13 protein-coding genes are annotated in these 13,907 nt (G+C 64.5%); 6 read left to right on the forward strand and 7 right to left on the reverse strand.

Features of this window, described 5'->3' with window-relative positions:
• Positions 1-71 precede the first annotated feature (71 nt).
• Positions 72-1,397, forward strand: a complete 1,326-nt coding sequence (locus AC1DLO_RS19440; RefSeq protein ID WP_476891353.1) for an MFS transporter — start codon at positions 72-74, stop codon at positions 1,395-1,397.
• 85 nt (positions 1,398-1,482) lie between these two features.
• Positions 1,483-3,165, forward strand: coding sequence for an amidohydrolase (locus tag AC1DLO_RS19445; protein WP_476891354.1), 1,683 nt, complete (start codon positions 1,483-1,485; stop codon positions 3,163-3,165).
• Positions 3,166-3,368: 203 nt separating this feature from the next.
• Here AC1DLO_RS19445 and AC1DLO_RS19450 read toward each other — a convergent pair whose 3' ends face one another.
• Genes AC1DLO_RS19450 through AC1DLO_RS19460 form a run of 3 tightly spaced genes read right to left on the reverse strand, consistent with a single transcriptional unit; the run spans position 3,369 to position 5,838 of the window.
• Positions 3,369-3,803 carry a GNAT family N-acetyltransferase gene (locus tag AC1DLO_RS19450; RefSeq protein ID WP_476891355.1) on the reverse strand — a complete coding sequence of 145 codons (435 nt, stop codon included), beginning with the start codon at positions 3,801-3,803 and terminating at the stop codon, positions 3,369-3,371.
• 44 nt (positions 3,804-3,847) lie between these two features.
• Complete coding sequence (locus AC1DLO_RS19455) at positions 3,848-4,798, reverse strand: D-2-hydroxyacid dehydrogenase family protein (RefSeq protein ID WP_476891356.1); 951 nt, start codon at positions 4,796-4,798, stop codon at positions 3,848-3,850.
• A 59-nt stretch (positions 4,799-4,857) separates the two neighbouring features.
• Positions 4,858-5,838, reverse strand: coding sequence for an ABC transporter substrate-binding protein (locus AC1DLO_RS19460; RefSeq protein WP_476891357.1), 981 nt, complete (start codon positions 5,836-5,838; stop codon positions 4,858-4,860).
• 187 nt (positions 5,839-6,025) lie between these two features.
• On the opposite strand from AC1DLO_RS19460, the gene AC1DLO_RS19465 reads away from it, so the two are divergent.
• The 3 genes from AC1DLO_RS19465 (at position 6,026) to AC1DLO_RS19475 (ending at position 10,351) form a co-directional block, all read left to right on the forward strand.
• Positions 6,026-6,454: a YybH family protein gene (locus tag AC1DLO_RS19465; protein WP_476891358.1), complete on the forward strand. Its 429-nt coding sequence runs from the start codon at positions 6,026-6,028 to the stop codon at positions 6,452-6,454.
• Positions 6,455-6,566: 112 nt separating this feature from the next.
• Positions 6,567-7,565 carry an LLM class flavin-dependent oxidoreductase gene (locus AC1DLO_RS19470; protein WP_476891359.1) on the forward strand — a complete coding sequence of 333 codons (999 nt, stop codon included), beginning with the start codon at positions 6,567-6,569 and terminating at the stop codon, positions 7,563-7,565.
• 146 nt (positions 7,566-7,711) lie between these two features.
• Complete coding sequence (locus AC1DLO_RS19475) at positions 7,712-10,351, forward strand: trehalase-like domain-containing protein (RefSeq protein WP_476891360.1); 2,640 nt, start codon at positions 7,712-7,714, stop codon at positions 10,349-10,351.
• Positions 10,352-10,431: 80 nt separating this feature from the next.
• Here AC1DLO_RS19475 and AC1DLO_RS19480 read toward each other — a convergent pair whose 3' ends face one another.
• The 3 genes from AC1DLO_RS19480 to AC1DLO_RS19490 all read right to left on the reverse strand — a co-directional run bounded on the left by AC1DLO_RS19480 (position 10,432) and on the right by AC1DLO_RS19490 (position 12,331).
• Entirely contained in the window at positions 10,432-11,358 is a 927-nt protein-coding gene (locus AC1DLO_RS19480; protein ID WP_184739751.1) for an AEC family transporter, read from the reverse strand.
• Positions 11,359-11,502: 144 nt separating this feature from the next.
• Positions 11,503-11,931 (reverse strand): aspartate 1-decarboxylase, encoded by a 429-nt coding sequence (gene panD, locus AC1DLO_RS19485; protein ID WP_184739749.1) that lies wholly within the window; start codon positions 11,929-11,931, stop codon positions 11,503-11,505.
• A 55-nt stretch (positions 11,932-11,986) separates the two neighbouring features.
• Positions 11,987-12,331: a hypothetical protein gene (locus tag AC1DLO_RS19490; protein ID WP_476891361.1), complete on the reverse strand. Its 345-nt coding sequence runs from the start codon at positions 12,329-12,331 to the stop codon at positions 11,987-11,989.
• 98 nt (positions 12,332-12,429) lie between these two features.
• Between AC1DLO_RS19490 and AC1DLO_RS19495 the strand changes: the two genes are divergently transcribed.
• The gene (locus AC1DLO_RS19495; protein ID WP_476891362.1) at positions 12,430-13,020 is read left to right on the forward strand and encodes a TetR/AcrR family transcriptional regulator; all 591 of its coding nucleotides are present in this window, start codon (positions 12,430-12,432) and stop codon (positions 13,018-13,020) included.
• Here AC1DLO_RS19495 and AC1DLO_RS19500 read toward each other — a convergent pair.
• Complete coding sequence (locus AC1DLO_RS19500) at positions 13,004-13,858, reverse strand: LysR substrate-binding domain-containing protein (protein WP_476891363.1); 855 nt, start codon at positions 13,856-13,858, stop codon at positions 13,004-13,006. The genes AC1DLO_RS19495 and AC1DLO_RS19500 overlap by 17 nt on opposite strands.
• Positions 13,859-13,907: the final 49 nt, after the last annotated feature.

The following is a 13,907-nucleotide window of genomic DNA, read 5'->3' on the forward strand; positions in this document are numbered from 1 at the left end:
ATCGAACAGGCGAATAGCTCCGGCTTCGTTTCACACCGCCCCGCCCCTGCCAAATTTTTGGAGATCCCGCTGTGCCCCAAACCTTCACTGCCGCGCAGGCGGCCCGACAGCGACGCTCGACCGTGGGCGCCTTCGTTGGTACCGCCATCGAGTGGTACGACTTCTACATCTTCGGTACTGCCGCCGCGTTGGTTTTCAGCCAGGTCTTTTATCCCGGCGCCGCACCGGCCGCGGCCCTCATGGCCTCTTTCGCCACATTCTGGGTCGGTTTCCTTGCCCGGCCCATCGGTGGGATGATCTTCGGGCACTTCGGCGACAGGCTCGGCCGCAAGAACGTCCTGGTGATCACCCTTCTCATGATGGGTGCCGCGACAACACTGATCGGTTTCTTGCCGGGTTACGCGGCCATCGGCGTATGGGCTCCGATCCTCCTCATCGCCCTGCGCGCGCTTCAGGGCGTCGCAGTAGGCGGCGAATGGGGCGGCGCCGTACTGATGGCCACCGAAAACGCTTCCGAAAAGAAGAAAGGCCTTGCCGGCGCCTGGGTCCAGCAGGGCTCCCCTGCCGGCTCAATCCTGGCCACGGTGATGTTCATGATCGTCGGCTCGCTGCCGAACCGGGACTTCCTGGCCTGGGGGTGGCGCATTCCCTTCCTGATGTCAGCCGTCCTCGTCATCGTTGGGCTGGTCATTCGGATGAAAGTAGAGGAATCCCAGGACTTCATCGAAACCCGCAAGAACCAGGCCGTCGTCAAGACACCGCTCATAGAAGTGTTCCGGATCGCCCCAGGCATCGTCTTCTTGGGCATCGCCGCCTCCATCATGGGCATCTCGCTGGCTTACTTCACCAACACCTTCCTCTTGGCCTGGACCACCGGCACCCTCGGGATTGAACGGCAGGCCATGCTGAACGTCCTGCTCGGGATGGCCATTCTTCAGTTCATCTGGCAGCCGATCGCAGCCCGCATCGCGGAAAGGATCGGCACCACCAAAGTCATGATCTGGGGCCTGGCTCTCTGCGTCGTGATGGTCGTTCCGTTCTTCCTTGCCATCACCTCCGCCAATCCGCTCAGTATCGCCATTACGCTCTACATCTCCGCGCTCGGCGGGACGGCCTACTACGCGCTGCTCGCGCATTTCCTTGCCGGCGCGTTCCCAGCAAACGTCCGGTACACCGGCGTCTCGCTCGCCTACCAGCTTTGCGCAACCCTCATCGGCGGCTCCACCCCCCTTATTGCCCAGTGGATCCTCACCTCCTCCGGCGGATCGCCCTGGGGCGTCGCAGGGTTCTACGCAGCGATGCTCGTGGCCACGATCGCAGGAGTCTGGGGACTCAACCGCTTGGCGACTTCCCGTGAAGCCGCTACCGCCGACCAGCACGCCACCGTTCCGGCCTAGCAACTACGTCCCCCAGCGGAACCAACCATCCTGCCAGGTGCGGCCTTGAAGCCACGCCACGGCAGAGAGCCCTTCAGGAGGCCCCATGCTGATTGACACAATATTCACCAACGGCCGCATCCGAACCATGGACCCCGAGCGCCCTACCGCCCACCGGATCGGTGTCCTGCACGGACGCATCGTTGGCCTCGATTCCGATATCGACGGTGTCACCGCCAGCCGAACCATCGATCTCAAGGGCGCGCCCGTTCTGCCCGGGTTCCATGACGCCCACAACCACCTCTCCCTGACAGGGGCCAGGCTGGCGTCGCTGGACCTGAAACACGGAGCCGTTCCTACCAGCGACGCCCTTTACGCTGCGGTGGCCCGACGAGCTGCGGAACTGCCCGCCGATGCGTGGGTCCGCGGCTCAGGCTACGACCAGAACTTTCTGGACGGACATCCGACGGCGGAACGCCTCGATGCCGCGGCCGGCGGACGGCCGGTGATCCTTGAGCACGTCAGCGGACACATGATCACAGTGAGTACCCGCGCCTTTGAACTCGCCGGATACCCGGCCCGCAACGGCGTTCCTGACGTCGATGGCGGCTTCGTGGCCCGGACTCCGGATGGCCGCGCGGAAGGACTTCTTCAGGAAAAAGCCATGTCCTTGATCTATGAACTTGTCCGGCCCATGCAACTCGAGGAAGTGCAGCACAACCTCTCCCTCGCTGGCGAGCAGGCAGTGCGTTACGGGCTGACCTCCGTTACGGAGCCGGGCATAGGTGCATTCACAATGATCGGGAACTCACCCGTGGACTTCCACTCTTATCAGCAGGCGGTCGAAAACGACGTCCTGTCCACCCGCGTGACGCTCATGCCGTACTGCACCACCCTGCATGAGGTGAAGGGATTCAAGGACCGCGGCTGGTTTGGACTGGACCTCGGCATCCGCACCGGTCTGGGCAACGACCGCCTGCGAGTAGGTCCGGTAAAGATCGTGTCCGACGGTTCGTTCATCGGCCGGTCCGCTGCGATGCACCACTGCTATCACGGCGAGCCGGACAACCACGGGGTCCTGCAGTTCGACCCCGCTCAGCTGCAGGCCATGATTGTTGGCGCCCACGAGGCCGGCTGGACCGTGGCGACTCACGCAATCGGTGACGCTGCGATCGACCACGTGATGGATGCCGTCGAAGTAGCCCAACGGCGGCTGCCACGACCGGGCGTACGGCACCGGATCGAACACTTCGCCCTTGCCACCGACGCCCAGGTTTCCCGAGCCGCCGCCCTCGGCCTAACGGCCGTTCCGCAGGGGGTGTTCATTTCGGACTTCGGCGACAGCATGATGGCTGCGGTTGAACCCGGAATGGGATCACTGATCTACCGCATGAAGTCACTTCTCCTTGCCGGCATGGTTCTGCCCGGTTCCTCGGATTCGCCGGTCTCCGACGGCAACCCGCTGGTGTCCCTCCATGACATGGTGAACCGGCTCACCGCGACGGGCGCACTGATGGGGCCGGAGGAGCGGCTCACCGTGCACGAGGCCGTGCTCGCGTACACCTACGGCTCGGCCTTCGCGGTTGGCCAGGAGCAGGACAAGGGCACATTGAGGGTGGGGCAGTTGGCGGATTTTGTGGCCCTTTCCGACGATCTTTTCGTTGTACCGGAGGAGAACATCCGAAACGTGACGGTAGCTAGCACCATCATCGGCGGAGTCGTGGTGTTCGACGACGGCCTCCTCGGCGAGCCAGTACGAGACTCCGAGGCGTTGGTCGTGAGCGGCTGAGTTACAAGGTCATGCCCGGGCCAGCGCCGCCGTTGGCCGAGAATCCGCCAATCTGCGATTCCTACAATTGGTTCTCGAAAACGGACACTCCAGAGCCGCATCAAGTTTCGAAGGGGAGCCCAACAGGCTCGGCGTTAAGGCGGCCATCCATGATGTGTCCATTCCGCAGCGATCGTTTCAGTAACGACCACATTCGCTACAGATCACGCTGCGACCATGAACACGTCCACCGGATCCTCCGTCTCCAGGACGAAGCCGTGGCGTTCGTAGAGGCGTCGGGCCGGGCTGCCTTGGAGCACGTTGAGCCGGAACGGTCGGTGGTCCTTGGACTCGACCATGACCCGCTGAAGCACGCCGCTCCCCAGCCCGAGCCCCTGGAATCCTGGAGCGATGTAGAAGTGCTCGATCCACAGCGCATCGGGTTCCGGGCGGACAGCGATGACACCGACAGCTTGCCCCTCAACGGCAATGACGAAGGTGTGTTCCGGCTGGAACGCATTCAAGAACCGTTCCCTGACCCGGATCGGATCCCAACGCCCAAGCCGCTCCAGATCGGGCCGCATGACGACGGCGCGCAGTTCCGCGATCCAGCGGGCATCGGTGGGCAGGGCAGGACGGAGCGAGAATTCGGCAGGCACTGGACCATTCAACCCCAACCTCAACCCCGATCGGCGCCGCCGAATCAAAGGGTGAGCACTCGCAACGGGGCCCCCCGCACCCACCCGCGGATGTCCTCGAACGCCTCGCCATAGAAGCGGGCGTAGCTTTGCGACGTGACGTAACCCAAGTGCGGCGTCAGCACGGTTCGCGGAGCCATGAGGAGGGGGTGGTCCGCCGGGAGGGGCTCGACGTCGTACACGTCCAGGGCCGCGCCGCCGAGCCACCCCTCGTTGAGACCGCGGAGGAGCGCCACTTCGTCCACGATTGGCCCACGGGCTGTGTTCACCAGGACGCCTTCAGGGCCGAGGAGCCGCAGTTCGTCCTCCCCGACGAGCCCCCGGGACCGTTCCGATAACCGCACGTGGACACTCACGACGTCGGCCTCCCGGAAGAGTGCCTCCTTGCTCACCTTCCTGGCGCCGGCCGTAGCGGCAGTTTCTTCAGTGAGGTTCGGACTCCAAGCAATCACCTCCATGCCGAAGGCCTTGGCGTAGTCGGCGATCTTGCTCCCGATCTTTCCCAGGCCCAGCACCCCGAGCGTCTTTCCGGACAGCTCGAAACCCACCGTGCTCTGCCAATTTCCGGCGCGCAGCCGACGGTCCTCGAACGGCACCTTGCGTGCGAAAGCCAGGAGCAGGGCCCACGTCAGCTCGGGCGCCGCGGCGGGTGAGCCGCCCGTCCCGCAGACGGTGATGCCCTGCTCCTCGGCTGCGCGCAGGTCGATGGCTGCGTTGGCCATCCCCGTGGTGACGAGGAGCTTCAGCTTCGGCAGTTGCCGGAGGAGCCCGGCGTCGAAAGCGGTCCGTTCCCGCATGGCCATGACGATGTCGAAGTCGCGGAGGGCGGCCACCGGGTCAGCCAAAGGCTCCGTGAAAACGGAGACCTCGACGCCGTCGTCGGCGAGCTCGGCCCACGGCGCATAGTCGTAGGCGACCGCTTGGTAGTCATCAAGGATGGCAAGGCGCTGGACCATGGAATTCCCTTTCGCTGTGAGGGGTCGCGGCTATTCGTAAGCTACCCCCGAAGCGAACCCTAACTCTTCGGAAGGCCCGGCGGGTTCAGTTCCGACTTCTGAATGGCTTCCGCCGAGAGTCCCCAGCGGTCCAGGATCTTGCCGTAGGTGCCGTCCTTGATGAGCGAGTTCAGGCCTGCCTGGGCTGCCGCCGCGAAGCCGTTGCCCTTCTTGGTGGTCACCGCGATGCTCGCCTTGAGCGGCCACCCGCCGTCTACCAGGCCCACGTTCTTTGTCTTGCCATCGGTCTGCGACTTGTAGGACGCGGTCGCGTTCGGCCCGAACGTCAGGTCTGCACGGCCCGACTGCAGCGCGAGTGTGGACGCAGAGTCGTCGTCGTAATACTGGAACTCGACCGGCTTCAAGCCGTTCTTCTTGTTCTCGGCGTCCCAGCGCAACAGGATTGCTTCCTGGTTGGTGCCCGAGCCCACAATGATCCGCTTGCCCGCCACATCCGGCGCCGAGTCCACCTTCGTGATGGAACTGCCGCTTTTGGCGTAGAAGCCCAGTTTGTCCTCGCGGTAGGTGGCGAAATCGAACTTGAGCTTGCGCTCTTCCGTCACGGTGACGTTCGAGATGACGGCCTCGTACTTGCCCGATTCCACGCCCAACGGCCAGTCGGCCCACGCCGTCGGGACGATGTCCGGCTTGAGTCCCAGCGATTCGGCCAGCGCGACGGCGATGTCCACCTCGTTGCCCACCGGCGTCTTGTTGTCCGTGGCGTAGACAGCCAGCGGCGCGGCGAAGGGGCTCACTGCGACGGTCAGCTTGCCGTCCGCCTTGACGGATTCAGGCACCAGCGCGGCAGCTTCGGGCGAAACCTTCGCCGGGAAACGGTTCTGCTCCGGGGACAAGTTGAAGGTCTTAGCAGCGGAAGAGCCAGCGGACGACGACGGCGCTGACGCGGCAGAGGCGCCCGGGTCTGAGCACGCGGCGAGGCCGAGAGTCGTGGTGACGGCGAGTGCCAACGCGGCGCCTGTTTTGAGGCGTGAAATAGCCATGGAATCCCTTTCGAAAGTGATGGATGGTGTGCGTTGCAGCAACTATCCGGCAGGGCCCAGTACCGGTCAAAGCGATGTGAAACGCTGGGATACAGGGGTTAATCCGGCTTCATTCGAGGTCCCGAGAAGTCACACTCGAGCTCGGTGTAGGCTTCCCAAACAACGCCCATACCAGAGGAGATTTTTCGTGAGCAACGAGCAAACCCCGGTTACACAGGCACTGGACTCCTACGCCGCCGCGGTCCACGCGAAGGACGTCGACGCGTTCACGGCGCTCTACGACGACAACGTCCACATCTACGATTCCTGGGGACAATGGCAATACACCGGAATCGATGCTTGGCGGCAGATGGCAGGGGAATGGTTCGCCTCCCTTGGCGAGGAGCGCGTTAAGGTCGAATTCAACGATGTGCGGTCCGTGGCCGGGGAGGACGTGGCTTTCGGGCATGCAGCCGTGACCTTCGCCGGCATCTCGGCGGAAGGCGAACGGCTCCGGGCGATGACCAACCGCTTCACCATTTGCCTTGAGAAGAAGGACGACACCTGGAAGATCTCCCATGAGCACTCTTCCCTGCCCATCGACTTGGAGACCGGCAAGGGGATCTTCACGAGCTGAGACGGAACCCACGCAAGCCGACGAAATAACCCGGTCGCCGCCGTCGTTGTCGCAAGAGTGGCCGGGAAACCGGCCCCTTGGACGAAACCACCTTCGAAAGGCCGGCACCAACGTGACTGTTCCCCTCTCCATCCTCGACCTGGCAATCATTGGCAAAGGCCAGACGGCGGCGGAGAGTTTCGCCGGAAGCGTCGCCATGGCGCAACTGGCCGAGCGGCTTGGTTACCGCCGGATTTGGTACGCCGAGCACCACAACATGGGCTCGATCGCGTCCTCGGCCACGAGCGTGCTGATCGCCCACATCGCCGCCAACACGAGCACCATCCGGCTCGGTGCCGGCGGGGTGATGCTGCCCAACCATTCGCCGCTCACCATCGCCGAGCAGTTTGGAACGCTCGAGACGCTGCACCCGGGCCGCATCGACCTCGGCCTCGGACGGGCGCCCGGCAGCGACCAGAACACGATGCGTGCACTCCGCCGCGATCCCATGGCCGCCGATACTTTCCCGCAGGATGTCCTGGAGTTGCAGGGCTACCTCACGGGGCCCACCCGCATCCAAGGCGTTGAAGCAACGCCCGGCAAGGGCACCAACGTGCCGCTCTACATTCTGGGGTCCTCCCTGTTCGGGGCACATTTGGCGGCGCAACTCGGCCTGCCCTATGCCTTCGCCTCGCACTTCGCGCCCAATGCGCTGCAGGACGCCGTCGCCGTCTACCGCCGCGAATTCAAGCCGTCCGAGCAACTGCAGGAGCCGTACGTGATCGCCGGAGTGAACGTCGTGGCCGCAGATTCGGCGGCCGAAGCCCAACGGCTCTTCCTTGAGGTCAAGCGGGACCGCGTCTCCCGCTTCCTGGGCGGCGGACGCGAATTCACCGACGCCGAAGCGGACCTCATCCTCGACTCGCCGCAGGGCCAGCACATCGCGCAAATGGTGAAGTACTCGGCGGTGGGCACGCCGGAAGTGGTGCGCGATTACCTCGACGAGTTTGCCCGCCACGCCGACGCCGACGAACTGATCGTCGCCCACCAGAGCACGGGCACGGAGCAGCGACTGCGTTCCGTGGAGCTGGTTGCGGAAGCCGTGGGGCTCACCCAACTAGCTCGCAGTTAATGTCGCTATGAGGCCGCATAGGGACATTAACTGCGAGTCAGTTGGGTGCTAGCGGCGTAGTCGTTACACCCCGGCAATACGCGGGTCATGGGGGCGAAACTCCCGGGGCGGAAACTGGACGAATCCACCCCGGAAGGATCGTCTCCATGGCTACTCCGCTCAACCAGTCCGTGGCCGATTCGGCGCTGCTGACAAAGTCGCTTCCGCTCGGCCTCCTGCGGACCTTCGTCCAATCCGAGGCCGCCCACGACGGCATCACCCCGGACCTGCTGGCCGAGCTGAGGATGCTGGCCCGCACGCCGGGGCTCCTGGTGGCCTGCAACTACGGTGGAACCCTCTGCGCCGCTGAAGGCGTGTCCACGGAGACGCTTCCGTTGGGGAGTGCCGCCGTCGCGCTCAGGGCCTTGGCCGCTTTGCCGAACACGCACACGGCGGTTATCTCCGGGCGGTCGCTGCGAGACTTGGCCGCAGTGTCGAGGCTCCCGGCGGAGGTCCATCTGGTGGGTTCGCACGGCGCCGAGTTCGACATGACCTACGCGTACAGCATCTCCATGGCCACGGAGGCCGTCCTTCAGCAGGCAGCCACCGCCCTGCACGAAAGCGTCGGCTTCGAGAAGGGCATCAGCATCGAGCACAAGCCCGTGGCCATCGCGGTCCACACCCGGCCGGCCACCCCCGCCGTGGTCGCGCGGGTGACCCGCGAGGCGCACCAGATAGCCCGCGAGCTGGGCCTGTTCTTCATCGTGGACGGATCCGTGTTGGACTTATCCATCGTGGAACCGTCCAAGGACGCCGCGCTTGAGCATCTGCGCACCCAACTGGGTGCCAGCGCAGCCTTGTTCGCCGGCGACGCCGACAGTGACGAACTCGCCATTGCCACCTTGCGTGGCCCGGATCTTGGCCTGCACGTCGGAGACGGAGAAACGTCAGCGCGCCACCGTCTGCCGGACCCGGAGTCCTTCGCCAAGGTGCTTGCCATCCTGTTCGAGCTGCGGCGGGCGTGGCTGTTCGGCGAGGACGCAGTGGGGCTGGAGCGGCATTCGATGATCGGCAACGGGACCTCGACTGCGCTGCTCACCCCCGAAGCCAAGATCTGCTGGATGAGCCATCCCCTCCCGGATTCCGGCTCCTTGTTTGCCCACATCCTCGGTGGCGACCCGGCCGGCCACTTCAGCGTGGAACCCGTCAAGACCTCGAAGGTCCTAGGCCAGCGCTACGTGGACAACACCATGATCGTCGAGACCCGCTGGGCGGACGTCACAGTCACCGACTACCTCGAGCCTGCACCGGACGGTATCACCAGCCTGGTCCGCGTCCTGTCCGGAACAGGCATTGCGCGGATTGTTTTCGCACCGCGGCCGGACTACGCCAACGCCCCGTTCAACATGGAAATCCGGGGCGAGGAACTGCACGTCGTGGGCACCTCGGACCCCATCATTCTCTTCGCGCCCGGAGTGTCCTTCACAGTCACGAGCGACGGCAAGCATGGCACCGCAACCGCGGAAGTCAGTCTCGCGTACGGTCCCGTGGTCATGAACCTGAGGTGCGGGGACACTGAGCCGACGACGCCGGACCCCGCCGGAGAGCTCGCCCGGCGGGCCGCCGTCGCGCAGCAATCCCGGCAGTGGGTCCGGGGGCTGGAGCTGCCCGACATGAAACCGTCGCTGGTGCGGCGCTCGGCCCTGGTCCTGAAGGCGCTGGTTCATGAGCCAACCGGGGCCGTCCTCGCGGCGCCGACCACCTCGCTGCCCGAAGGGATCGGCGGCACCCGCAACTGGGACTACCGCTACTGCTGGCTCCGCGACGGGTCTATGACCGTCAACGCCCTGGTAGACCTCGGCTCCACCGAGGAGGCGGACGGTTTCCTGAGCTGGCTGGGCCGCATTCTCGAGAACGCGCCCGGGCCGGAATGGCTGCACCCCCTGTACTCCGTGACTGGTGCCCCGCTGTCCACGGAAGCCATCATCGAAAGCCTGCCCGGCTACGCTGGTTCGCGGCCGGTGCGGATCGGAAACGCCGCGGACCACCAAGTGCAACTGGACGTCTTCGGGCCGATCGCCGAGCTCATCCAGACCCTCAGCAAGCGGCGCGGCACCCTGCCGGACGAACACTGGAAGCTCATGGAGCAGATGGCCTCTGCCGTCTTGGCCCGGTGGCACGAACCTGACCACGGCATCTGGGAAGCGCGGCGGGCGCCGCGGCATCACATCTACACCAAGGTGATGTGCTGGGTGACCCTAGACCGGGCAATGCACACGGCGGTCCGGTTCCGGCGCCCTATTGGCGCCGAGTGGGAGGAAACGGCCAACATCATCCGAGCGGAAGTCCTCCGCGAGGGCTGGGATGATTCCGCGACTTCCTACACCGTGGCCTACGACAGCCCGGACCTCGACGCCGCGGTGCTGCACATCGGACTCTCGGGCCTGCTGGATGTCCGCGACCAGCGCTTCCTGGACACCGTCACCGCCGTCGAACGGGAACTGCGGGTGGGTCCCACCGTGTTCCGGTACAGGTACGACGACGGCCTGCCGGGTTTGGAGGGCGGGTTCCACATCTGCACCACCTGGCTCATCGAGGCCTACCTTGCCGTGGGCCGGCTGGACGATGCGCTGGAATTGTTCAACCAACTCGTGGCGCTCTTCGGTCCGACCGGGCTGCTTCCCGAGGAGTTCGACCCCGGCACGGAGACCCACCTGGGCAACCACCCGCAGGCCTATTCGCACTTGGGCTTCATCCGCTGCGCACAGCTGCTGGACAGGTACCTTGACTCGGTAGACGAAGAGTAGCCCCCGCCCAACTAGCTCGCAGTTAACGTCGTTTTGGGCGCTCAAAACGACACCTAATGCGAGCTAGTTGGGGGATCGCCTTAGGTGAGCAGGAGCGCGACGGCGATCATCGCGGGGACGGCCACCACCGTGGTGACCAGGACGGTGTCTTTGGCGACGGTGATTCCCGTGTTGTAGCGGCTCGCAGCCACGAACACGTTCTGTGCCGTGGGCAGCGCCGAAGTTACCACCACGGCGAACAGCGCGTGACCGTCCAGGCCCAGCGCGAAGCGGGCGAACAGGTATGCCATCGTGGGGTGGACGAATAGCTTGAAGCCGCTGGCCAGCACCGTGTCCAGGCGGCGGCCCATGTCTTTTTGCAGGGGGCGCGAGCCGTTCAAGCTCATGCCGAACGCCATCAGCATCGCGGGAATGGCGGCGCCTCCGATCAGATGGATCGGCTCCATAATGAGCGAGGGCACTTGCCAGCCCGTGCCGGCCACCACCAGGCCGAAGGCCGATCCCACGATCATCGGGTTCCGCACGATCATCAAGACGAACCGCAGGGGAGTGGTGCGGTGGCTACTGGTGCTGGCATCGAGCGCCATGAGGTACATGGGCGTGAAGAACGCGAGCTGGAAGATCAGCAGGGGTGCCACATAGCTTGCGTCGCCCAGGACGAATACTGCGATGGGGATGCCGAGGTTCGCGGAGTTGGCCAGTGAGGCGCTCATGGAGGACATGAGGGATTCGGGCAAGGAACGTTTGAGCCAGAACTTTACGATGACGAAGAACAGGGTGCCTGTAGCTATCGCGCCCACGGCCGTGACCAGGAGTGGCGCGGCGAAGATGTCGTGAAGATGGGCCTTGCCCAAGGTTTCAAAGAGCAGCGCAGGGCTTGCGACGAAGAAAGTCAGTCCGCTGAGAACTGGACGCGCATTGTCGCCCAGGATCCCACGCTTGCCGACGAACATGCCCACCAGGATGATGGCCCACACCACGAAGAACCCGGAAAGGACGCCCAGCACTACGGGATCCGGGAGGGGAAGGGCGCGGGACGGCGTGGGTTCACAGTCCCAGCCTAAATCAGCTTTATTCGGCTGTAAGGCCCGACGGCGGGATGTTCCGCCATATGGACAGCGTCAAGGGGCGCACCGCTGGGGAAGAGGAGACTAGTTCAGGTCGGCGTTGTTGAGGGCGTGAGGCGGGCGCATAAGCCCGGGAGTGAGGCCCTCAGCGGGATCGCTGCCGAGCTGGACGATCTTGTTGGACCTGTCCACGTGGACCACCTTGGGCTGATAGGCCTTGGCCTCTTCGGTGGTCATCTCCGCATAGGTGATGAGGATGACGACGTCGCCCACGTGCACCAAGTGCGCTGCGGCGCCGTTGATGCCGATGACGCCGGAGCCGCGCTCGCCGGCGATGGTGTACGTCTCGAGGCGTGCACCATTGGTCACGTCAACAATGGAGACGAGCTCGCCGGGCAGAATGTCCGCAGCATCCAGCAGGTCCAGGTCGACCGTCACTGAACCGACATAGTGCAGGTCGGCATGGGTCACCGTGGCGCGGTGAATCTTGGACTTAAACATTGTGCGGTTCATAACGTGACAAGTTTAGCGCGTGGCCGCTTGATCGCCGGGTGATGCCTGACACAGGCTAGGCCCTGGCAGCGGCCTTCGTTGCCTGCCGCCTCTTCAGGGAACCGTAGCCAGCGAGCAGTTTGGGAACAACCAGGTACACGGCGGTAGGAACCACGGCGAGCGTCAAGACGAGGGCGCGCAGCGCGGGGTGCCATGATTCCGTGAGCGGAGCGAGAATCGTCATGCCGATCGCGACGAGCGGGAAGATAGCCAGCCAAGTGATCACTGCGCGGGTGTGTATGGAAGGCATATGCACGGACGGCGGGTGCACGGACGGTGCTGGTGCCGTAGAAGCAGGCGCGGAAACCGGCGCTGGCGCGGCGCTGTCCGCGGGTGCAGTAAGTGGTGTCTGGGTGCTCATGAAGTTCTCCAACTAATTAGTTGCTTTCGGGTGAGTTCAGACTAGACGCCACTTTCGAAAACTGCAACTACTTGGTTGGAATCTGTTAAGATGGGCATATGGCATGGGATATCGAGCGGACCAAGCGACTCCTCCTTGAGGCGGCCACTGCCGAGTTCTGTCAGTTCGGACTCGCCGGCGCCAGGGTGGACCGCATCGCCGCCGCGGCCGGAGTCAACAAAGAGCGCATCTATCAGTACTTCGGCAAGAAGGACCTTCTCTTCGATGCCGTGATCGCGTCCCAGCTCAGCAAGGTGGTGGACGAAGTCCGCGTCGAGGGCAGTGGTCCCGAGGCCTTGGCCGACTATGCCGGACGCCTGTTCGACCACCATCACCAAGATGCGACCTTGCCGAGGCTGCTGTTTTGGGAGGGGTTGGAGCGGGGCGACTACGTGGTGAACCGGCCGGACCGGGCCGCGAACTGCAGGAATAAGGTTGATGCCGTCATCCGAGCCATGCCGGGCACGTCCAGGGAAGACGCTGCGGATCTGATGCTCACCATCATTGCGCTCTGCGACGCGTGGCCGGTATTGCCCGAGCTGGACGGCCTCATGGCCGGCAAGGGGGCAAGCAGGGTGGAGCGCCGTCGGAAGGCGATAGTCCAGACTGCCCTCTTGTCCGCGCGGGCGCTAGCTACGTCTGCTTGTTGAGTGTCCTGCCGATAATCGCCTGGGTGAGCGCATCCACTACCTCTGCGTTCGCGAGCGGGTTGCGGATGAGGGTGAAGTCGACGTCGCCCACGGGCGGGAGGCCGAAGCGCCGGGTGATCACCGTGAGGTCCTCGGGAACCAGCGACGACGGCATGACCGCGACGCCGATGCCGGCGCGTACCGCTGCGAGGACGCCCGCGATCTGCTTCGTGGAGCAGGTGACCCGCCAGGTCCTGCCCATGGCCTCGAGGGCATCGATGGCCAGTTTGCGGCTGACGCTCGGTGCTGGGTAGCAGATCAGCGGTACGGGGCTTGAAGGGTCCAGCGCGGTCTGTTCGACGCCAACCCAGGCAAAGTTGTCATGCCGGACCACGGTGCCGTCCTTGGCCTCGCCCACCCACTTCACGAACACCAGGTCCAGTTGGCCGGCGTTGAGGCGTTTGTAAAGCTGGTCGCTCTGGCTGACCGTGAGTTCGAGGTTGATCTGGGGATACAGTTGCCGGAATTCGCGAAGGATTCGCGGAAGGCCCGTAATGGCAAGATCGTCTGCGGTTCCGAACCGCAGACGGCCGCGCATGGCGGAACCGGAGAAATATCTCGCTGCGGAATCGTGGGCGGCCAGGATGTTCCGGGCAAAACCCGCCATGGCGTCGCCATTGTCCGTGAGTCTCACATCCCTGGTGTCACGCGCCACGAGCGCCCGCTTTGCCGCCGTTTCCAGCTTTCTCACGTGCTGGCTCACCGTGGGCTGGGCCAGGCCGAGGCGCTCGGCGGCCTTGGTGAAACTCAGGGTCTCGGCGACGGCCAGGAAGGACCGCAGCTGCACGGGTTCGAACACGGGGCTCCTTGAATTGGTACGTTTATCGTCGCTCATGGCAGTCTATTGC

The sequence above is a fragment of the Arthrobacter sp. 01T419 genome, assembly GCF_056398865.1.